This is a genomic window from Borrelia parkeri (genome assembly GCF_023035815.1).
GTDB lineage: Bacteria > Spirochaetota > Spirochaetia > Borreliales > Borreliaceae > Borrelia > Borrelia parkeri.
Map to the genome: position 1 here is coordinate 477,704 of NZ_CP073159.1, position 19,999 is coordinate 497,702.

19 protein-coding genes, 4 tRNA genes and 1 other RNA gene are annotated in these 19,999 nt (G+C 28.8%); 22 read left to right on the top strand and 2 right to left on the bottom strand.

What is annotated here, in order from left to right; genetic code table 11:
* The first annotated feature begins 46 nt into the window (after positions 1–46).
* Entirely contained in the window at positions 47–1,036 is a 990-nt protein-coding gene (gene holA, locus bpSLO_RS02270) for a DNA polymerase III subunit delta (RefSeq protein ID WP_025407397.1), read from the top strand.
* Positions 1,037–1,138: 102 nt separating this feature from the next.
* Here the strand turns inward: holA and uvrC are convergent, their stop codons facing one another.
* Positions 1,139–2,947: an excinuclease ABC subunit UvrC gene (gene uvrC / locus bpSLO_RS02275; protein WP_025407396.1), complete on the bottom strand. Its 1,809-nt coding sequence runs from the start codon at positions 2,945–2,947 to the stop codon at positions 1,139–1,141.
* A 116-nt stretch (positions 2,948–3,063) separates the two neighbouring features.
* Here uvrC and bpSLO_RS02280 point away from each other — a divergent pair, with 116 nt between their 5' ends.
* The 4 genes from bpSLO_RS02280 (at position 3,064) to bpSLO_RS02295 (ending at position 6,190) form a co-directional block, all read left to right on the top strand.
* Complete coding sequence (locus tag bpSLO_RS02280; RefSeq protein ID WP_025375472.1) at positions 3,064–4,581, top strand: fibronectin type III domain-containing protein; 1,518 nt, start codon at positions 3,064–3,066, stop codon at positions 4,579–4,581.
* A complete protein-coding gene (locus bpSLO_RS02285) occupies positions 4,574–5,881 on the top strand; it encodes a tetratricopeptide repeat protein (protein WP_025407395.1) in 1,308 nt (435 codons plus the stop codon). Before bpSLO_RS02280 ends, bpSLO_RS02285 begins: the two co-directional genes overlap by 8 nt.
* Positions 5,882–5,948: 67 nt before the next feature.
* A tRNA-Ser gene (locus bpSLO_RS02290) sits at positions 5,949–6,038 on the top strand.
* A gap of 66 nt (positions 6,039–6,104) precedes the next feature.
* Positions 6,105–6,190 (top strand) — tRNA-Ser (locus bpSLO_RS02295).
* A gap of 31 nt (positions 6,191–6,221) precedes the next feature.
* On the opposite strand, the gene bpSLO_RS02300 is transcribed toward bpSLO_RS02295, so the two are convergent.
* Entirely contained in the window at positions 6,222–6,908 is a 687-nt protein-coding gene (locus bpSLO_RS02300; RefSeq protein WP_156768624.1) for a DUF3298 domain-containing protein, read from the bottom strand.
* A gap of 127 nt (positions 6,909–7,035) precedes the next feature.
* On the opposite strand from bpSLO_RS02300, the gene bpSLO_RS02305 reads away from it, so the two are divergent.
* The 17 genes from bpSLO_RS02305 (at position 7,036) to bpSLO_RS02385 (ending at position 19,873) form a co-directional block, all read left to right on the top strand.
* A tRNA-Arg gene (locus bpSLO_RS02305) sits at positions 7,036–7,109 on the top strand.
* Positions 7,110–7,125: 16 nt separating this feature from the next.
* Positions 7,126–7,212 (top strand) — tRNA-Ser (locus tag bpSLO_RS02310).
* Positions 7,213–7,214: 2 nt separating this feature from the next.
* Positions 7,215–7,312: signal recognition particle sRNA small type (ffs, locus tag bpSLO_RS02315), an RNA gene on the top strand.
* Positions 7,313–7,475: 163 nt separating this feature from the next.
* A complete protein-coding gene (dnaX, locus tag bpSLO_RS02320; protein ID WP_025375474.1) occupies positions 7,476–9,122 on the top strand; it encodes a DNA polymerase III subunit gamma/tau in 1,647 nt (548 codons plus the stop codon).
* A 6-nt stretch (positions 9,123–9,128) separates the two neighbouring features.
* The gene (locus bpSLO_RS02325; RefSeq protein ID WP_025375475.1) at positions 9,129–9,428 is read left to right on the top strand and encodes a YbaB/EbfC family nucleoid-associated protein; all 300 of its coding nucleotides are present in this window, start codon (positions 9,129–9,131) and stop codon (positions 9,426–9,428) included.
* 3 nt (positions 9,429–9,431) lie between these two features.
* Positions 9,432–10,016: a recombination mediator RecR gene (gene recR, locus bpSLO_RS02330; protein ID WP_025375476.1), complete on the top strand. Its 585-nt coding sequence runs from the start codon at positions 9,432–9,434 to the stop codon at positions 10,014–10,016.
* A 323-nt stretch (positions 10,017–10,339) separates the two neighbouring features.
* The gene (locus tag bpSLO_RS02335) at positions 10,340–10,849 is read left to right on the top strand and encodes a nucleoside-diphosphate kinase (RefSeq protein WP_025375477.1); all 510 of its coding nucleotides are present in this window, start codon (positions 10,340–10,342) and stop codon (positions 10,847–10,849) included.
* Positions 10,824–11,675, top strand: a complete 852-nt coding sequence (locus bpSLO_RS02340) for a DNA adenine methylase (RefSeq protein ID WP_241803677.1) — start codon at positions 10,824–10,826, stop codon at positions 11,673–11,675. The genes bpSLO_RS02335 and bpSLO_RS02340 overlap by 26 nt, the downstream gene beginning before the upstream one ends.
* Before the next feature lie 236 nt (positions 11,676–11,911).
* Positions 11,912–12,445: a hypothetical protein gene (locus tag bpSLO_RS02345; RefSeq protein ID WP_025375479.1), complete on the top strand. Its 534-nt coding sequence runs from the start codon at positions 11,912–11,914 to the stop codon at positions 12,443–12,445.
* Positions 12,442–13,140 carry an LptA/OstA family protein gene (locus tag bpSLO_RS02350; protein ID WP_025375480.1) on the top strand — a complete coding sequence of 233 codons (699 nt, stop codon included), beginning with the start codon at positions 12,442–12,444 and terminating at the stop codon, positions 13,138–13,140. Before bpSLO_RS02345 ends, bpSLO_RS02350 begins: the two co-directional genes overlap by 4 nt.
* Positions 13,118–13,909: an LPS export ABC transporter ATP-binding protein gene (gene lptB / locus bpSLO_RS02355; protein ID WP_025375481.1), complete on the top strand. Its 792-nt coding sequence runs from the start codon at positions 13,118–13,120 to the stop codon at positions 13,907–13,909. Before bpSLO_RS02350 ends, lptB begins: the two co-directional genes overlap by 23 nt.
* A complete protein-coding gene (gene pgeF / locus bpSLO_RS02360; RefSeq protein ID WP_025375482.1) occupies positions 13,906–14,595 on the top strand; it encodes a peptidoglycan editing factor PgeF in 690 nt (229 codons plus the stop codon). The genes lptB and pgeF overlap by 4 nt, the downstream gene beginning before the upstream one ends.
* Before the next feature lies 1 nt (position 14,596).
* Entirely contained in the window at positions 14,597–15,343 is a 747-nt protein-coding gene (locus bpSLO_RS02365; RefSeq protein ID WP_025375483.1) for a Nif3-like dinuclear metal center hexameric protein, read from the top strand.
* 9 nt (positions 15,344–15,352) lie between these two features.
* On the top strand, positions 15,353–15,865 hold the full coding sequence (gene lspA / locus bpSLO_RS02370) for a signal peptidase II (RefSeq protein ID WP_025375484.1): 513 nt from the start codon (positions 15,353–15,355) through the stop codon (positions 15,863–15,865).
* A 238-nt stretch (positions 15,866–16,103) separates the two neighbouring features.
* Positions 16,104–16,922: a TIGR00282 family metallophosphoesterase gene (locus tag bpSLO_RS02375; protein WP_025375486.1), complete on the top strand. Its 819-nt coding sequence runs from the start codon at positions 16,104–16,106 to the stop codon at positions 16,920–16,922.
* 66 nt (positions 16,923–16,988) lie between these two features.
* The gene (gene murA, locus bpSLO_RS02380; protein ID WP_025407393.1) at positions 16,989–18,269 is read left to right on the top strand and encodes a UDP-N-acetylglucosamine 1-carboxyvinyltransferase; all 1,281 of its coding nucleotides are present in this window, start codon (positions 16,989–16,991) and stop codon (positions 18,267–18,269) included.
* Between the two features lie 257 nt (positions 18,270–18,526).
* A complete protein-coding gene (locus bpSLO_RS02385) occupies positions 18,527–19,873 on the top strand; it encodes an MATE family efflux transporter (protein WP_025375488.1) in 1,347 nt (448 codons plus the stop codon).
* Positions 19,874–19,999: the final 126 nt, after the last annotated feature.

A 19,999-nucleotide genomic window follows, 5' to 3' on the forward strand; every position in this document is an offset into this window, starting at 1 on the left:
AATTGAAGTATAACATATTTATTACTTGGATTATAATATTATTTAAATGAAAGAAATTTATTTACTTTTAGGCAAAGAACAGGGATTAAAGGAAGCTTATTTAAATGATATTTTTAGTAAGTTAAATGCTGATGATATATGTATTACTAAGCTTTTTATGTCAGAATTATCATCAATAGAGCTTTCTGAACGGCTTTTAACCAATTCTTTTTTTTCTAAAGAGGAAGTCTTTATTATTTATGAGTCTGAAAATTTAAAAAATAAAAAGGATTTAGAGTTGATTTATAGTACAATCTTAAAATCTTTAAATAAGATTATTATTTTTGTTTCTAATGAAAATTCGATCAGTTTTGATCCTAAAGATTCTTTGAATCTAGTTAAGAAAACTTTTTATGAGCTATCTGATACTGATAAATTTTTATTTATAAAGAAAAGTTTTTTTAAACTTGGAATTAAAATTACAGATAAAGCCATACATTTAATGCTTTTTATGTTAGATGCAGATACTAAGATTTTGCAGTTTTATATAAATTCCTTTGCTCTTATGATTAAAAATAAAACCATTGATGAACATGATGTAAATTCTTGGCTTAGTTTTATGCGTCCTGAAAATTCTTTTTCCTTGTTTGAATCAATTTTGAAAAAGGATATGGAGTATGCTTTAGTTAAGATTAAATCCATCCTGGAGCAAGGAGAAGATTTGGTTAATATTGTGATGAGTCTTAGTTGGCAGTTTAAAAAATTTTTAAAGGTCAAAATAGATTGTGAGAGTTTGCATGACATTCCATCTGTCTTTAAAAAACATAAAATATTTATCTCATTAGAGAAAGTTTATAAGATAGGACTTAAAAATTACTCGATTTTTGATATCAAATTTATTTTGAAACTTTTACATAAGTTTGATTTATATGCAAGAATCTATGGTAAAAATATGCATTTGAATTTATCATATTTTATGATATTAGTTTTATTAAGTCATGATGATACCATACTTGATAATTTTTCTTCTAAATTGAAATTTACTAATATTTTGTAATTGTTGTTATTGTCTTTGTAAGACAATGTGTGAGAGTTTTTAAGACTTTTTTAGTATATGTTAATCTTTAACCGTTATTTTTTAATAATATGCAATGTTAAATTAAGATTCTATGGAATGAGTATTTTTCAAATTTTGATCTTCTGAGAATTTTTTTATTTTTTTAGCCATTTTGATGTTGATTTTCATTTTTTGAGCTATTTCATCTTCGTTTAAGAGAAATATATCTTTGTATGTTCCAAGCATTTTTAAAATATTTTTGGCTTTTTGTTCTCCAATTCCTTCTATTTTACTGTAATTCAATTTTATATTTCTGCGTAATTTTCTATTAAAGTTATTTGCTTTTCTGTGAGCTTCATCTCGAACATTTTGTAATATTTTAAGAGCGGGATTTCCTTTTGGGAGTTTAATGCCTTGTGTTTTGTTTGGTAAAAATATTGTTTCTTCTTGTTTTGCTAGAGCACAAATAGTGACTTTGTCTTCAATTTTTAATCCTTTTAAAATGGAGTAAGCAGCATTTAATTGACCTTTTCCTCCATCGATTAATATTAAATTGGGTAATTCTAATTGTTCGTTAATTAGTTTTGTGTATCTCCTTGATATAATTTCTTTTATTGCTTTAAAGTCATCAATTTCACCATCATTTAGTGAATTGATTTTATAAACTCTGTATCCATCTTTAAAGGATTTGCCCATTTTAAAGGTGACAAGTGATGCTACTGTTTTATATCCATTAAGATGAGCAATATCAAATCCTTCAATTGTTTTTGGTAGTTTTGTCATTTCAAGAATGATCTTTAAATTTTCTAGTGCTCTATTTTTTTCATTATTATATGATCTTAATGCGATTTCTGCGTTGGAAATTGCCATTTCCATTATCTTTATAGTGTCTTTGGTGTCTTCATAAACTATTTCAGTATTTGTACTTTTAAGTTCATTTATTAGTTTTGTAATATCTTCAGTTTCAATCTTTTTAAAGATACATATTTTATCAGGTACTATCATATTTAAAGATGTATAGTACTGTGTTATAAATTCTGCTATTAGCTCATCCTCTTCATATATACTTTCATCAAAATTTATGTCTTTTTCTACTAGTTTGCCGTCTTTGTATTTAAATATTACTATTACATTTAAATTGTCGGTTTTATGAATGTATATATAGTCTGTGCTAAGTTTATTTATTTTTGTAATTATCTGTGTTTGACTTATCTCAATTAATGATCTTTTAGTTTCTTTTAACTTTATTGCTGATTCAAAATCTTCCCTTTTAATTACCTCTTTCATTTTTATTTCAATTTCATCTAACAGTTTAGATATGTTTCCATTTAAGATATGTCTTATTTTGTTTACTTCTTCTTTGTATTCTTCTTCAAGATCATTTCTGTAACATACTCCAAGACATTGACCCATGTGAAAATAAAGACATGGGTTTTTTGATTTTTTTTTGCATTTTCTAGTTTTAAATGTTTTGTTGATAAGGTTTAGTACTAAGTCTAAGTGTTTTGCATTAACGTATGGACCGAAGTATTCACTTCCGTCATTTATTATTTTCCTAGTTTTAAAGACTTTTGGGTATTTTTCACAAGTTATTCTGATCATAGGATACCCTTTATCGTCTTTTAATTTGATATTATAGTCTGGTTTGTGCTCCTTGATTAAGTTGCACTCTAAGAGTAGAGCTTCATATTCACTGTTTGTGGTAATTACTTCTATATTTACTACGTTTCTCATTAGTATTTTTGTTTTAAGACTGATTTTTTCTAGAAAGTAGTTTTTTAATCTTGCTCTTAAATTTTTTGCTTTTCCAATGTATAGTATCTTGTTGTCTTGTGAGTACATTTTATAACAGCCACTTGTTGTTGGAAATTCTTGTACTTTTTTGTGTAGACAATTTAAATGGTCTCTCATGTTGTATCTATTATTGTTTCTAAGTAATCATTTTTATTTTTGTGATATAATATTATATCATATTTGGGTTATTGTATATTTTTGATTTTTTACGTTGAAAAAGATAAAGGTCTATAATGAGATTAATTTTTATATTTGTGCTATTTTGTTTGTGTCTTTCTAGTGTTTTTTCTCAGGAACTTAAGTTGATTCTTGATGCTAAAGATGGATTTAAATTTATTCAGGAAGCTCATAACATTAGCTTTACGAGAGGTGATAGAGGTATCCTTGGAATTTATTTGGATAGGCATAAGGGAGTTTTAGATTTTAATAATGTTGATTTTAGATTAGAAATAGAAAAAGACAGTATTGTTAAGGATGCTGCTTTAAACTATTCTGTTGACTCAAATAATGCAAAAATTTCAAATTCTTTTCATAATATTGCAGGCAATTCTTTAATTTTTTATTCAAGTCGAAATACCATTAAGCTTAAACCATTAACAAAAAAGGCTTTTTTCTGTTCAGGTAATGTAATTTCTGATTTTACTATCCAGTTTTGGGCATACCGTTCTACTTCTGTTACTGGAGAAGTTATTATAAGTTGGAACGGGTATAAGAATATTAAAGGTGTTTGGCTAGATCAAGCCATTCGGTTAGAGAGTGAAGGCGGAACTTTTGTTTGGAATTTTAATAATGTGTTTTTAAATGATAATGGAGAACCTATTAAGATTAAGCTTAAGAGTGATGATGATTTTATTCCAAAAGAGTGGCATTTACATACTGTAAGGTATAGGCAAAAAGATGGGTTACTGGAATATTTAATAGATTCTAAACCTCAGGCCATAGAGTATGTTACTGCTGATAAGAGAGAAGGTTTTGGTTATTTGTTAAATATTGGTAATTTTATTGATTTTACATTGGGACAGTATTTTACAGGGGCTATTGAGAATTTTGAAATTCATAAAAGTTTTGAAGAAGTACATAATGCTTTCTTTTCAAGAGATAAAGGATATATTATTACAGAACCAATCAAGCTATCTAAAGATTATTCTCAAATTTTATCTGTAGAATTTGATACTGTGAAGCCAAAAGATACAGATATTTTTTATTATTATAGATTGGATAATAAGATGTTTTATGGAACAGATAAGAATGGAAAAATAAAAAAGAATTTAACAGGAGATTGGATTCATTTTGATCCTAAAAATGGATTTCCTAAATTTGATGTATCAAAATATATTCAAATTAAGGTCGAACTTTATCCAAGCGGTGATCCTGTAGACAGTCCATCTCTTTATAGCATGATTCTTACTTATATACCTGAGGCCCCACCTTTTCCTCCTCTAATAACAAAAGCTGTCCCAGGAGCCGGTGAGATATTGATTGAATGGTTCCCCGTTATTAGTAGTAATGTTGGTGGCTATTATATTTATATTGGCGTTAGTCCTGGTAATTATCATGATAAAGCTGTAAATATTTTGACATCTCCTATTGATGTTGGTAATCAGACTTCTTTTAGAATTACAGGTCTTGAGAATGGAAGGCTTTATTATATTAGTGTTGCTTCTTATAATTTAGACAAGAGTGTCAATGAGGCGTCTTTTTCGAAGGAAATTTCCGTGAGACCTATGGAGTTTTTTAAGCAGTATGAATAGTATTGATTTTGAAAAAGCCTTAGAGCTTTATAAGAATGGCGATCTTAAGAACGCGCTTTTAAATCTGGATGTTTTTGATGATAGTTTTGATTCTCTAGCTCTTAAATCTCTTATTTATTTTAGACTTAAGGATTATAAGGCACTCCTATATGTATTAGATACTTATCCTGTTTTAAGTGAGTATCGTTTTTTAATTAAACTTTTACATTATGGTAAGTTTGAAGATCAGAAAGGTGAATTGAGTTATTTCCAAAATTATAATCTTGGTGTTTTTTATTTTGGATTAAAAGATTATGAAAAGTCTTTGAATTATTTTTTAAAATCTAGCCAGCAACATCCTAGCTTGATTCAGGCTATTAATAATGCTGCTATTTTGCTTGAGATACTGGGCAGAAAAGATGAAGCTACCCAAATGCTTATTAAAGCTGTTGATGTGGATAAGAATAATGCTCTTGTTAAATTGAATGCTTGGTTTTTAAAAAATAATTGTATATTTAATAGTGCTAAACCATTTGAGATAGATGAGAGTTTTAAAGAGGCTAATCTTTCTCTTGTTGTTAATTATTTGATGTATTACCTTTATTCTATTGGAGAGATCAGTAGTGCGATTAAACTTTCTGAGAAGTTTTTAACAGATTCAAATTATTCTAAATATATTTGGCATAATAGAGCAACTATTTTGCATAAAATAGGTAATATGACGCAAGCCACTAAATCTTATGTAAAAGCTATTTTAAGTTTTCCTAATATCTATACAATATATAATATGCATATTGCTACAATAGAGCTTTTGAATTTTTCTCCTAAAAGATCTATTGATAGAATGTTGTTAGATTATCCTAATATGGATTCAGTTTGTTTTTATGCGTTTTTGTTTTTTTTAAGAAATCGTGAACTTGAAGATGCTTATTTTTATATAAAAAAGCTTTGTGAAATTAAGCCAGATACTTATTCTAAATTTTTAAATCTACTTGAATCTAGAGAAGATATTTTGATTGAAGAACTCCTGGATGAATTTGCAATGGTTTTGAAGGGCAGGTGGACGTTGGAATATTTGTTCTTTATTGACAATTCTTTGAATTTAAAAGATCCTGTTTTTGTTTTTGATTATGATACTAGACTTTGTCCATATATTTGGAAAATTAAAGATGAGCATATTGAACTTAGAGCTAATAACAATGAGGTAGAAATTACTAAGAATATTTTTTCAGATGAACTTATGCAATTTAAATTGGATGTTGCAATTAAAGATATTAGGGATTTAATAGAAGCTTATAGGGATTTTAAGATCAATTATTAAGATTGAAAGTTGTTTTTTTGTTGACAATGTAATGACTCTAATATACTATTTATTAGTATGGCTACAAGGAGAGATGCCAGAGTGGCCGAATGGGGCTTCCTGCTAAGAAGTTGTCCTTTTAAAAAGGGGACCATGGGTTCGAATCCCATTCTCTCCGTAAGAGTTTTTGTTAAGGGTTAACTTGACAAAGATTTCTTTAGTTTATTAGTATGGTAATAGCTTGGGAGAGGTGGCAGAGTGGTTTAATGCTACGGTCTTGAAAACCGTCGTAGGTTTAGCCTACCGTGAGTTCGAATCTCACCCTCTCCGTTGCTTATTTTATTATGAGCAAATTTGACAATCAGTTTTCGGTATTATTATCGATTGGAAATATAAATTCAATTTTTCCATCTACTCGTGGTCGTATTGTGAGTACGTCATAAAAGATTACTACGTTATTGTTTTTAAAGTAATATTTATATTGTTTGAAAGCTTTTTCAAATTCTTCTTCAAATTTAGATTTATTATCGGAATGAATACTAAATTTTTTAAAATCTGTCTCTACCTGTGTTCTTAGTACTTGCATCAAAGAGTCTAATTGATCTTTTGAAATTATATCTGAGAGTTTTATTTTTTCTTTTCCTCTTAGATTAATTGGATGATATGTTGTAATTCCATTTGCATCATACTTGTCTATTGTGTATTGACTGTATAGAATTGATGTGATTTTAAGGTCTGGGTTTTTAAATATTTCAAAGTCAGAATAATAAAAAGATTCATAGTTATGGTTTTTTGATTTTTTTGTTTTAAGAGATTCGGTTTTATGAGTTTTCCATTCTTTTATAAACTTTTCAAAGCTAAGTTCTAGACCTTCTGTAATGGGAATTTGGGCGTCTATGTGAAAAATATTATTATCTTCATCAGTTATGGTTTCTTTGATAATTTTTTTTTCAATATTAATTTCAGCATTTTCTATTTTTTGTGCATGTTTTGTGCATGATATTATTAGTAAAAATGTTGCTATTATGGTTGGAAGTTTAATTGTCATTTATTGCTCCTTTTTAGAGATGAATTAATGCTTTAATTTTGAATAATATTTTTGATTATTTGTTATAAATTTGATTTTATTGTAATAAATAATAATTTTTATTACAATTGAAATTGAATGTTTGTTTGTGCCCATAGCTCAGCTGGATAGAGCATTAGATTGCGGTTCTGAAGGTCAGAGGTTCAAATCCTCTTGGGCACGGAAAGTTGTTGGTTTTGGAGAGATGGCCGAGCGGCTTAAGGCGCACGCTTGGAAAGCGTGTATACATGAAAATGTATCATGGGTTCGAATCCCATTTTCTCCGATTCCTAGGATCCGCACTATTGAGTGTTGCCTAATCCCGTCAGGACTGGAAGGTAGCAGCGGTAAGTAATTACTCAATGAGTGCGCAAATCTTAGGATAAATTTATTTTAGTTAAATAGGCAAATATGCTTTTATAAAATTAATACTTGATCATAAGTATTGATATATACATTGTCAAATAATAATTTTTATTGTTTGAATGCTTTTGATTTTGTGTAATTTAAGGTTTAAGTAAGATTTTTGTTAGTATATGGGGAGATGGGATGATATCTGCTAGAGGTACTGCCATTAAGAGGCGTCCCAGAGATTTAAATTCTCTTGAGGGGCAAGATTTTGTTGTTGAAACCTTAAAACATTCAATAGAAAATAATAAGATAGCAAATGCTTATATATTTTCAGGACCACGAGGAGTTGGTAAGACTTCTTCTGCAAGGGCTTTTGCACGATGTTTGAACTGTAAAATAGGGCCAACAATTATACCTTGTGATATGTGTTTCAGTTGTAAATCTATTGATAATGATAATAAGCTTGATATTATTGAGATTGATGGTGCTTCAAATACTTCTGTTCAAGATGTTAAACAAATTAAAGAAGAGATAATGTTTCCCCCTGCCAGCTCTAGATATAGGGTTTATATTATTGATGAAGTGCATATGCTTTCAAATTCTGCTTTCAATGCTCTTTTAAAAACAATTGAAGAGCCTCCCAGTTATATTGTTTTTATTTTTGCTACTACAGAGGTACACAAGCTTCCAGATACAATAAAGAGTAGGTGTCAACATTTTAATTTTAGACTTTTGCCTTTGGATAAGGTTTATGAAATGTTAAAGCATGTTTGTCTTGAAGATAACATTAAATATGAAGATGAGGCTTTAAGGTGGATTGCTTATAAGAGTGGAGGAAGTGTAAGGGATGCTTATACTCTATTTGATCAGATTGTGTCATTAAGTAATTCCAATATACAATTTGAACAGATTAGATCCAAGATGGGGTTTACTAGTAGTGAGTTTTTAGAAAAATTGTCACTAAGCATTCTTAATGATGATTTAAAAGAATTGCTTTGTATTTTAGATGCTGTTTTTTTAACCGGGATTTCATGTGAGCAATTTCTTCTTGATACGATTGAGTTTTTTAGAGAGATATTATTTCTAAAATTAGGTATTAAAAATCTTATGTTTATTGGTATTAAACCTGAGAGTTTAAAAGAAAAATTATTAAGTTTTGACTTGAAGCATGTTGAGAGAAGTATTAGTGTACTACTTGAAACTTATAGGGATTTGCAGTTTTCAGTGAATCCTAAATATGAACTTGAGATTAATTTTATTAAGATACTTAGACTTAAAGATTACGTGCCCAGTCATGTTTTAATTAAGCAAATTCAAGATATTGAAGCTAAGGTGCTTGATGAGGTTGGTTTGAATTTAAATGATACTGATTTCGATACGGATGTAGAACCAAAATTAGGAAATATCTCTTCAGTAGATCCAGTAGAATTGGGTCTTGATAAAACTGAAACTGCATTAAAGACCGAAGTTAAAGTCTCTACTCATCTTGACCTTAATGGCAATGATATTGATGAAATTTTTATAGAAACAAAAGATAATTTTGATAAGGTAGATGATAATGATAAAATTAAAGAAAGTTTTGTTTATTTAGTATCTAAGTATGTTCAAACTTTAGTATATTCAGGAGAGGTTTTGATTGACAATGATGTGCTTTATTATAAAATTTTTAGTGGATTTGAGTATAATCAGCTACAGGCCTATCAGAATGAGATAAGAGCTGAATTTTGTAAAGAATTTCCCAGATTAAATGTTGTATTTCAAAAACAGTTTAAGGATGATGATGATGAGTTTGATAGTAAGGTACTAAAAATTAAAAACATTTTTGGAGCAAGTGAGGTAAAGTAATAGGATATGGCAGTAAATCCATTAGATTTTTTAAAGAATATGTCAGGGTTTAAAGATAATATTGATAATTTTAAAAAAGAAATATCTCAAATTGTTGTCTGTGGAAGAGCAGGAAGCGATGTTGTCGTTATTGAGATGAATGGAGAATTTGTTGTTAAGAAAGTTGCAATTAAGGAAGAATTTTTTAGTGATTTAGATAATGAGGCCCTTGAGCACATGATAAAATCGGCTTTTAATGATGCTATTTCTAAGGTTAAGGAAGAGATAAAGTCAAAAACAATGGGTTCTATTCCATTTGGGATTTAAGATTTGATTATACAAGATTTAGTTGTTTTACTTTCTAAGTTACCAGGTATAGGTAGAAAGACAGCAGTACGAATGGTTTATGATATTTTGTACAATGGTGAGGAGTATTCAAGAGCTTTGGGACAAATTTTAATAAGGTTTCATTCTAGTATAAGAAAATGTAAAAATTGTTATAATTTTGCTGAGGGAGAATTTTGTAATATTTGTATGGATTTAAGTAGATGTAAAGATATGATTTGTGTTGTGGAGATGCCGCAAGACTTAGAGGTTATTGAGTCTACTAGAGAATATGATGGATTGTATTTTGTGCTTCATGGTCATCTTGATCCTTTAAGAGATATTGGTCCAAATAGGCTAAATCTTGATAAATTAGAAAATTATGTTAGGGACCTTGGGGCTCAGGAAGTGATTATTGCTACAGAATTCAGTATCGAAGGGGATGTAACGGCAAATTATATTAGTGGCATTTTAAAGAATTTAGGTATTAATGTTACAAGAATAGCATCTGGTCTTCCTGCTGGAGGTAGTATTAGTAATGCAGATAAAATTACTACTCTGAGGGCTTTGCGTTTAAGACTTAAGATGTAAGCTTAGGTATTTATTTTTATAACTTTTAAAAAGTGTTTCAATTGATTTTTTTTCTATTATTGAAGTATTAGTTTTAATTTTCTAATTTGTAGTTTCAGATATTAAATTTATTTATAGGTATATCTTTTTTTAAGCTTAATAACACAGTAAGATACTTTGACATGTTTTTATATTGATGTATTAATTTTTAAAAATTAAACTTTTTAAAAATAGATTATTTTTTTCGATATTTTTTATTTATTTTTTGAAATTTATGTTTATAAACTTAATAAGTTATGTCTTATAATTAACTTGAATTGTAATGAAAACATTGGGAGGTTTTTATGTCTACTTTAATACAAAGAACTTTATGTATTATTAAACCTGATGGCGTTAGGAGGGGGTTAATTGGCAATGTGATTTCTAGATTTGAAAGAACGGGACTGAAAATTGTGGCTGCTAAGATGATTTTAGTTGATAGAGAAATGGCTGAGGCACATTATTTATATGATGATATTGCTGTAAGGCATGGTGAGTTTGTTTGGCAATCTTTGATTAATTTTATAATAAGTTCTCCAGTTTTTGTGTTTGTTGTTGAAGGTGTTGAAGCTGTTGAAGTTGTTAGAAAATTTTGTGGTTCTACAGAACCAAAGATGGCTTCTCCTGGAACAATTAGAGGTGATTTTGCTTATCATAGTTTTAACTATGCGAATGAGAAGGAATTTTCAGTTTATAATGTAATTCATGCTTCTGCTAATGTTGATGATGCTCTTCGTGAAGTATCCCTTTGGTTTAAAGAAAATGAAATTTTAACTTATAAAAGGGACGATGAATTTGAACATTATTATGTTTAATGTTGATATGAACATTGCAATACGGCCTATCTTAAAATGGGCTGGTGGTAAGAAAAATTTGTTGAGCTCTATTTTAGATAATATTCCTCTTGCTTTTAATAATTATATCGAACCTTTTATAGGTGGAGGGGCATTATTTTTTGCTTTGAATTTAAAAAATTCAATTATTAATGATATAAATTCTAATTTAATTAATTTTTATAGGGAAATTGCCTATAATTTAGATAATTTTCTATTAGAAATTGAGAAATATAATAATGCTCCTTTAACTAAGGAGTATTATGTTTGTATTAGAAATAGTTTTAATAATGAAAATTTGACTAATTTAGAAAAGGCATGTATTTTTCTTTATTTGAATAAAACTTGCTATAATGGTCTTTATAGGGAAAATGGTAATGGGAGATTTAATACTCCTTTTGGTAAACATAAAAAAATTAGTCTTTATGAAATTAAAAATTTACAATTGGCTTCTAAGCTTTTACGGGAGGTTAAGATTTTAAATCTAGATTTTTTTTGTTTACTTGATTTTATAAAAAAAGATGATTTTGTTTATCTTGATCCACCTTATATTCCTTATTCCAAAACAAGTAATTTTACAAGTTATAGTAAGTATGGATTTGATTTTAGAATGCATGAAAAATTATTACATTTTTGTGACAAAATAGACAAAAAAGGGGCTAAGTTCTTACTTTCAAATTCTGATACCGAGTCTAGTCTTGAACTATATAAAAACTATAATGTTACTTTTGTTGATGCGAAAAGATTTATTAATTCAAATCCAATTAGACGTGGCAGTATAAGAGAAATTTTAGTGAAAAATTTTTAGGAGTATTGCATAATTGTTGTAGTATTTTTGAGTAGTCATAAAGATGAACTGTTTTAAAGAAAAGCAGAATTTTATATGTTGTGATTAGTTTATATTGCAGATTTTTTAGATTTAACTGATGTGGATAATAATTACTTAAATCTGATGAGTGAGAGTAGTATTGAGTTTTTGGTATTTTTTTTCAATTGTAAAGCTTAAAATATATCTTTTTTATAAGCTTGTGTAAGGATTTTATAATGAGATTTGCTTTGTTTTATTTTTTGTCGATTTTGCTTTTCTTAAATTGTACTTTTGATTACGATGAGCATTCTGGTAGGACAGGAGCTGCAAAAGAAACCCCTTCAATACAAATATTGGGGATTAGTTATCATAATGTTGTAGGTGGAAAGAAGCAAACTATATTGGAAGCTTTAAGCTTTAATTATTTTAATTATTACAAGATTTATAAAATTGATAATGGAAGATTTTTGTATCATGCTTTGGAAAATAGGATTTCAGGTAGATTTAATAGTTTAGAAGGCTCGCATGTTACTAAAGATTTAGATATGAAGGATTCTGTGGAGTTAAAAATAGAAGATGTGAATAACTATTATCTTATTAATACCAATAGGCTTTTATGGAAAGATAATGAAAAAAAACTATTATCCCCTCCAAATGAGTTAGTGTTTATTAGGTTTAATGAGAGTAATATGACTGGAAAGGGTTTTTCATATTTTTTGAAGAATAATAATTTTTATTTTTATTCTGGTATTGAGGGACTTGTAAGATGAGAAGTTTAGTTATCTGTTTGGTTTGTATTTCTTTTTTAAGTAGTTATGCACAAGATGAAAAGAACTTCAATAAGTCTTCTAAAATGAAAACCGAAGGGGATGCACAAAAAAAGAATGAATTTACTTTTAGAGCGGATTTTTCACATGGTGTTTTTTCTTCTGTTTATAGGAGAGTTATTTTAAAAGGAAATCCTGAGGTGATTTCTTCTGATTTTAAGCTTAGAGCTGATGAGATTGAAATTTATGGTGAAGGGAGTGCTTATATTGAGGCCCGTGGCAATGTTTATTATGAAGATTATGTAAATAAAATGAATGTTAAGTCACAATTTTTATTTGTTAATAGAAAATTAGATAATTTTTATCTTCAAAAAGGTGTTGAGCTTGAAGATTTGGAAAATGAACTTATTGTTAAAGCTGAAAGAATAGAAGGTAGTCGTAAGACAAGTGTTTATATTATGCAGTATTCTGTTAAGATATATAAAGGTGATATTTTTGCACGAGCTGAAAACGGAATTTATAACAAGGAAGACAAAGAGATTGTTCTTGAAGGTATTCCAGTGATTTATCAAGATGATAATTATTATTCTGCTTCAAGGATAATTTTTAATACAGAAACCAAAAAATATAATCTTGAGGGTGATGTTGAAGGTAAATTTACTCAAATGGAGGGAGATGTTCCTCAACAAAAAAAATAACGTAAAGTCGATCAAAGAAAAGCTTAGCCTTGATACTGTTACTAATATTGTTCTTAAGGCAGATAATGTTGTTAAGAGATATGGCAAAAAATTAGCAGTTAATGGTGTGACCATTGATGTTCATCGAGGTGAAGTTGTAGGTTTGCTTGGTCCAAATGGTGCTGGGAAAACTACAACATTTTATACTATTGTAGGTTTTATTAAAGCTAATAGTGGACGTGTTTTGATAAATAGTCATGATATTTCTGGTCTTAACATGTATGAGCGGGCAAGGCTAGGAATTGTGTACCTGCCACAAGAACCATCTATTTTTAGGGAGCTTACAGTTGAAGATAATATTTTAATTGCTCTTGAGAGACGAGAAGATTTATCTCAAGCTGAGCGTAAAATGGAACTTGTAAATCTGCTTAAAGACTTTGAAATCAAGAGAATACAACATCAAAAGGCTTATACTCTCTCTGGTGGAGAGAGAAGACGGACTGAAATAGCTAGGGCTTTAGCAGTGAGTCCATATTTTTTATTGCTTGATGAGCCTTTTGCAGGTATTGATCCTATTGCTATTGGAGATATAAAAGATATAATAAGGATTTTGAAAAGCAAGAATATTGGAGTTTTAATTACTGATCATAATGTAAGAGATGCTTTTGATATAATAGATAGGGCTTATATTATTTATCAAGGGCAGGTGCTTGATGAGGGAAATGTTGATTATATTATAAATAGTGAAAAAGCTAAAAAGCTTTATTTAGGTGAAGAATTTAGATTATGAGAGTAGTAGAGAGTGAATTTTATTATGAGTTCAAAATAGATCCTAACATTAAATTGATCTATACTAAAAAGCCTTTTGATTTAAATATAAGAGATATTAGTATTGATAATTTAAGTTTTATTCCTAAAGATAAAAAAGTTAAATATTTAAAACAGTTACATACGAATGTTGTTTATGAAGTTTCTGATGATTTTGTTAATTTTCAGGAGGGAGATGGACTTGTCTCTTCTTCCTGCAATGTTGCCCTTCTTGCTTACTATGCAGACTGTCTTCCAATATATATATTTGACAAATCAAAAAAATATATCGGACTTGCTCATAGTGGATATAAGGGTAGTTTTAAGCTCATTATTTTGAAAATGTTATTTATGTTTGAGAGTATGGGTTCAAATTTTGAGGATCTGAAAATTGTATTTGGGCCTTATAATAGGTTATGTTGTTATGAGGTTTCATCAGAGTTTTTATCAGAAATAAATTTAAAATTTAGTAAGAAGTTATTAGATATGTCTTTTTATAAAAAGGATGATAAAATATATTTTGACAATGCCAATTTTAATTTGGGATTGATTTCTAATTTTAAGTTAGATGTTGAGGATTCCGGTTTGTGTACTTATTGTAATTGCAATCTTTATTCTCATAGAAAATTTAAGGGCAAGAGAAGTTACGCTGCAATTTGGAGAACTTAATTTGACTGTTAAAGAATTATCGTTGAATTTGGATGAAATATTTAAAGTAAAGGATTACAGAAATATTGACAAGAGTCTTAATGGACTTCAAGTGGGTAATTTAGAACTTGAGGTTGAAAGAGTCGCTTTTGCTGTTGATGCAAGTATGGCAACTTTAAGAGAAGCAAAAGATTATGATTTTTTAATAACTCATCATGGTATTTTTTGGTCAAAATCGGAAAAAATTGTTTCTGGGATGTATGAAAAAGTTAAATGGCTTATTGATAATGATTTATCACTTTACTGTGTTCATTTACCTATGGATGCTCATCCTGTTTATTCTCATAGCAGAGTATTGTCTGATTTTTTTGGGTTTCATAATCCTATTCCCTTTGCAAATTATAAGGGGATTAATTTAGGTATTATTTCTATTGCTGGTTTTAATTTTTCTGAGATTTTAAAAAAAATTGAAATTCATAATAAACATATTCTTTATTACAAAAAATTTAAGGAATATGTTGAAAAGGTAGCTATTGTTAGTGGTTCTGGGTATTCTTTTTTTGAGGAATCATTAGAACATGGTGTTGATTTGTTTATAACAGGGGATACCTCTCATCAGATATATTCTTTAGCTGAAGAGTATGGTGTGAATTTGATATTTGCTGGTCATTATTTTACCGAAACATTTGGCTTAATAAAATTGATGGAATATTTTAGAAGTCATGAAAAATTAGAGGTTAATTTTATTTTAAAAAATACTAATTTATAAGGATTTCATATGAATATAAATAGAAGCAGATTAATTAACAATTTTATATTTATCTCTATTTTAGTTTTTTTTGATCAATGGTCTAAGTATTTAGTTGTTAAATATATCAGAATTGGAACTGAGTATTTATCTTTTTTTGGAGATTTTTTTAAAATAATCCATGTAAGAAATACTGGTGTTTTATTTTCAATAGGTTCTAATATTGATCCTAGCTTAAAGAATTTGTTTTTTCTTATAATTCCTATTATTGTTTTGATTTTTGTTTTTTCTTTTGCTTTGAAAGAAACTAATAGAATAGCTAGAATTGCTCTTGTATTGATTTTATCTGGTGGTATTGGGAATATTATTGATAGACTTTTTAGACCGTTAGGGGTTGTAGATTTTTTGGATGTGAAATTTTTTGGTATTTTTGGACTTCAGAGATGGCCAACTTTTAACTTTGCAGACAGTTATGTTGTTATAGGAATAACTTTGTTTATAATTTACGATTTGTTTGCCAAAAATCAAAGTACCAATTTATGAAAATTTTATACTTTATTTTATGTTCATTAATTAATTTGTCTTTAATGTTTTTGATTTTTTTTCTTGAATTTCTTTTTATTGCTAAACTAAATGTTATTGTTTCATCTGTTTTTCAGTTTGTTTTAGTTTTTTTTATGATTATTATTGCAATTGTGATAAGCTATGTTTTATCAAGTATTATTTTAAAAAATATTATTTCTAAGTTTTTTAATCTGGATAAATAAAGAGAGAGGCTTTCGTGAGTTTGCGGATTTTGATTGCTGGGGAGGTTGTAGGTAAGCCTGGCATTGTTGTGATAAAGAACTTTTTGTCTTCTTTTAAACAAAAAAAGGGAATTGATTTTGTTATATCTGGTAATAATTTTACTACAGGGTTTCGCGGTCTGTGTAAGAGACATGCATTTTTGCTAAAAAAGTATGGTGTAGACGTTTTAACTTTAGGAGAAAATGCGTTTGTAAGAGCTGGACTGAGTGATGAACTTGATAAATATAATTTTATTTTAAAACCTTTAAATTGTCCCACTAAGTTAAAAGGTTACTCTTATTTTATTTATAGTGTTAGTGGTAATAAGGTTGCCGTAATTAGACTTGTTGGACAGACGGGAATTACAAAATATAATTTTAATAATCCTTTTTTTGCTTTTGATTATTTTTACGAAAAAATTAAGTTACACACTAATAATATAATTGTGCTTTTTGATTCAAATACTACAGCTGAGGTTAATGCTATGTTTTTTTATCTAAAATCTAGAGTTAGTGCTTGTTTAGGTATTGGTAAGAGGATATTAACAGCAGATCTTAGGATTTTTGATAGTACTGCAGTTATTACTGATCTTGGTAGAGTTGGTAGTCTAAATAGTGTTATTGGATATGAGCCTAAATTTGAGATAGATAAATTCTTAAGAGGTTTTTTAAATAATCGATTTACTGAGTCCTGGGATGGACTTGGCTTTAATGGTGTTATAGTTGAGATTGATAATGGTAAAGCTGTTATGATTGAAATTGTAAGAGAATATATCGATTTTGATGGTCATCTTGAAAATAATAATGATGTTTAAAGAGATACTTTTGATTTTCTAAAATGTGTTTTATGTATACAAGCTTTGTTTAGTGTGGAGGTAATAATGTATAGCTATCTTGTAGAGGGTGGTTTTAAAATAGGTGGAAAGATAACAGCTAGTGGAAATAAGAATGCGGCTTTGCCTTGCATTACAGCTACATTACTTACAGATGAGGAAGTGATTCTAGAAAATATTCCAGATATTAAAGATGTAGAAGTTATTTTAAGCATTTTAAAGGACATAGGGGCTGAAGTATTAAGGGAAGGTGATGTTCTTAAAATTAGGGCTTTAAATGTTGTGAAAACAGAGGTAGATTCTTCCTTGACGGATTTAATTAGGGCCTCAATTTTGTTTGTGGGCCCTATGCTTGCTAGATGTGGTAGAATCGATATTGCTCCTCCTGGTGGAGATGTTATTGGTAAGAGACGTCTTGATACTCATTTTTATGGACTTGGCAAGCTTGGTGCTAGGTTAATAGAGGGTGAACGGATTGTTTTAGAAATAGATAAGTTGGTTGGTGCTTATATGTTTTTAGATGAGGCATCAGTTACTGCTACTGAAAATATTATTATGGCTGCTGTTCTTGCTTTTGGTGAGACTGTAATAATTAATGCTGCATGTGAACCGCATGTGCAAGATTTGTGTAACATGTTGAATTCTATGGGTGCTGATATTTCTGGTATTGGTTCTAATGTTATTAGAATAAAGGGTGTAAAAAAATTAAGAGGTACTAGATTTCGCATAGGTGCTGATTTCATGCAGGTAGGTTCCTTAATTAGCCTTGCTGCATTAACAGGTGGTGAGCTTGAGATTAATAAAGCTGATCCTAAAAATTTTGTTTTAATAAGGCATGTATATTCAAGGCTTGGTATTAATTTTGAGTATGACAACGAAAATATATATGTCAAAGAAAAACAGGATTTGAAGGTAAAATTAGATTTTGGGGGACATATTCCCAAAATTGATGATGGGCCTTGGCCAGCTTTTCCAACAGATCTTATGAGTATAATGATAGTAACTGCGACTCAAGTTCACGGAACTGTTCTTATTTTTGAGAAAATGTTTGAATCAAGAATGTTTTTTGTAGACAAGCTTATTAAAATGGGTGCTCAGATCGTCCTTTGTGATCCCCATCGTGTGGTGGTCACAGGGAAAACCATTCTTAAGGGAAGTAATGTATCTTCTCCTGATGTTAGGGCTGGCATGGCTTTGCTTATTGCAGCTCTTTGTGCTGAAGGTGAGAGTCGTATTCAAAATATTTATCAAATTGAAAGAGGATATGAGGATGTTGTTGTCAAGTTAGGTGCTTTAGGAGCAAAGATTACGAGAGTGGAAGAGAGGTGAAAATTTTATTTTTATTTGATTATAGGCAAGATAAAAAAATGTTATTGTTAGTGTTATCCAGATTTATGGATTAGTCTATATGTTTTGCATTACAAAATACAGTGTTTCATGCATTTGTATATCTTTGGTGTTTATGGAAGAAAAAAGTTTTTCATAATTTTCTTAATCTGTTTTATTTTTTTCCAAAGTTAAATAAAAGCATTTTTTTATAGAATTTGACAATTTATCAGTATAATAAAATGCAAGGTGTGTTCTTTATGTTATTAAGTAGAACTAAAACGAGGGAATTAATATTAGAAGGTAATTTATATCGAGTGCTTTTAGTTATTAGTTTTCCTATCGTGATAACTAATGTTCTTCAGGCTTTTTATGAGCTTGTAGATATGTTTTATGTTAGGAATCTTGGAGTTATGCCACTTGCCGCATTATCTCTTACTGGTCCTATTAATTTTCTTATTATGGTTTTTGCTATGGGAATAGCTATAGGAAGTGTATCATTAATGTCTAGATGTATTGGAGAAGAGACTTTTGCTAAGTTTTCAAAATATGCAGGGCAATTAATTTTTTTAAATTTTGTATTGTCTTTGTTTGTTGCAGTTTTAGTTTTAATCTTTATAGATTCAATTTTAGATATTATGAGTGTAAGTGGTGAACTTAGAGAACTTACAAAATCTTATTTTTATGTCGTAATCTATGCGATACCAGTAATGTTTTTAAGTGTTTCTGTTGTGTACATATTAAATGCTCAAGGAGAAACTGTCATTGCAATGATGCTGATTTTGGTTGCAAATGTTATTAATTTTATTCTTGATCCAATTTTAATGTTTACTTTTGGTTTAGGTATTGCTGGTGCTGCTTGGTCTACTCTTTTTTCAAAATTAATGACAGTTTTTTCTTATTTTTTTTTTACTTATAGACTAAATTTTGGATTTAAAGTGCGTTTAAGAGACATTGCTCCAAATATTATTATAATAAAAAGTATTATTAATGTGGGATTTCCGGCGATTTTTGGACAGATGATGGCTTCTCTGTCGTTTTTAATTTTTAATTACATTGTAATTCAAATCAGCTCAAAATTTTTAGCTGCTTATGGTATGGTTAATAATATTATTTCTTTTTTACTTCTTCCTGGAATGAGTATTGGTACTGGAATTATTACGATTGTTGGACAAAATCTTGGTGCAAAGAATATTAGCAGGGTAGAAGATATTTTAAAAAAGGGATTTTTTGTTACCTTGCTAATAATGATCACAGTTGCATCATTTTTAATCTCTTTTAAAGAGATTATAATAGAAACTTTTACAAATGATTTGGAAGTTGTTGGTTATGCTAATAGTTATTTTTTATTGGCATCGATTGGAAGTGTTGGATTTGGATTGCAACAAGTTTTTTTGGGAGGATTGATAGGAGCAGGCTTTACAAAGCTTGTTATGATTGTTATCTGTATTCGTCTTTGGATTATTCGTTTGCCAACTGTGTTTATTTTGCAATATTTTGGATTTATAGAAGATTCGTTGGGATATGCTTTTATAATTTCAAATTATGTGGCTTTGATTATCTTGTTATGTTTGACTTTTACTAAATATTGGACGAAGACACAATAAGATTGATGTGCAAATTCGGATTGGTTCATTTTACGTTAGATTTTATGTTAATCTTATTAAAAATCAAGAGTAGATAAATTGTTTTTGGTAAGTGGAGGAATCATACAAAATTGACCATTAATAGAT

Excerpts from the sequence above, each read along its gene's own strand:
- holA (WP_025407397.1), top strand. The coding sequence starts at position 47 with ATGAAAGAAATTTATTTACTTTTAGGCAAAGAACAGGGATTAAAGGAA.
- uvrC (WP_025407396.1), bottom strand. The coding sequence starts at position 2,947 with ATGAGAGACCATTTAAATTGTCTACACAAAAAAGTACAAGAATTTCCA.
- bpSLO_RS02280 (WP_025375472.1), top strand. The coding sequence starts at position 3,064 with ATGAGATTAATTTTTATATTTGTGCTATTTTGTTTGTGTCTTTCTAGT.
- bpSLO_RS02285 (WP_025407395.1), top strand. The coding sequence starts at position 4,574 with ATGAATAGTATTGATTTTGAAAAAGCCTTAGAGCTTTATAAGAATGGC.
- bpSLO_RS02300 (WP_156768624.1), bottom strand. The coding sequence starts at position 6,908 with ATGACAATTAAACTTCCAACCATAATAGCAACATTTTTACTAATAATA.
- dnaX (WP_025375474.1), top strand. The coding sequence starts at position 7,476 with ATGATATCTGCTAGAGGTACTGCCATTAAGAGGCGTCCCAGAGATTTA.
- bpSLO_RS02325 (WP_025375475.1), top strand. The coding sequence starts at position 9,129 with ATGGCAGTAAATCCATTAGATTTTTTAAAGAATATGTCAGGGTTTAAA.
- bpSLO_RS02335 (WP_025375477.1), top strand. The coding sequence starts at position 10,340 with ATGTCTACTTTAATACAAAGAACTTTATGTATTATTAAACCTGATGGC.
- bpSLO_RS02340 (WP_241803677.1), top strand. The coding sequence starts at position 10,824 with ATGAATTTGAACATTATTATGTTTAATGTTGATATGAACATTGCAATA.
- bpSLO_RS02345 (WP_025375479.1), top strand. The coding sequence starts at position 11,912 with ATGAGATTTGCTTTGTTTTATTTTTTGTCGATTTTGCTTTTCTTAAAT.
- bpSLO_RS02350 (WP_025375480.1), top strand. The coding sequence starts at position 12,442 with ATGAGAAGTTTAGTTATCTGTTTGGTTTGTATTTCTTTTTTAAGTAGT.
- lptB (WP_025375481.1), top strand. The coding sequence starts at position 13,118 with ATGTTCCTCAACAAAAAAAATAACGTAAAGTCGATCAAAGAAAAGCTT.
- pgeF (WP_025375482.1), top strand. The coding sequence starts at position 13,906 with ATGAGAGTAGTAGAGAGTGAATTTTATTATGAGTTCAAAATAGATCCT.
- lspA (WP_025375484.1), top strand. The coding sequence starts at position 15,353 with ATGAATATAAATAGAAGCAGATTAATTAACAATTTTATATTTATCTCT.
- murA (WP_025407393.1), top strand. The coding sequence starts at position 16,989 with ATGTATAGCTATCTTGTAGAGGGTGGTTTTAAAATAGGTGGAAAGATA.
- bpSLO_RS02385 (WP_025375488.1), top strand. The coding sequence starts at position 18,527 with ATGTTATTAAGTAGAACTAAAACGAGGGAATTAATATTAGAAGGTAAT.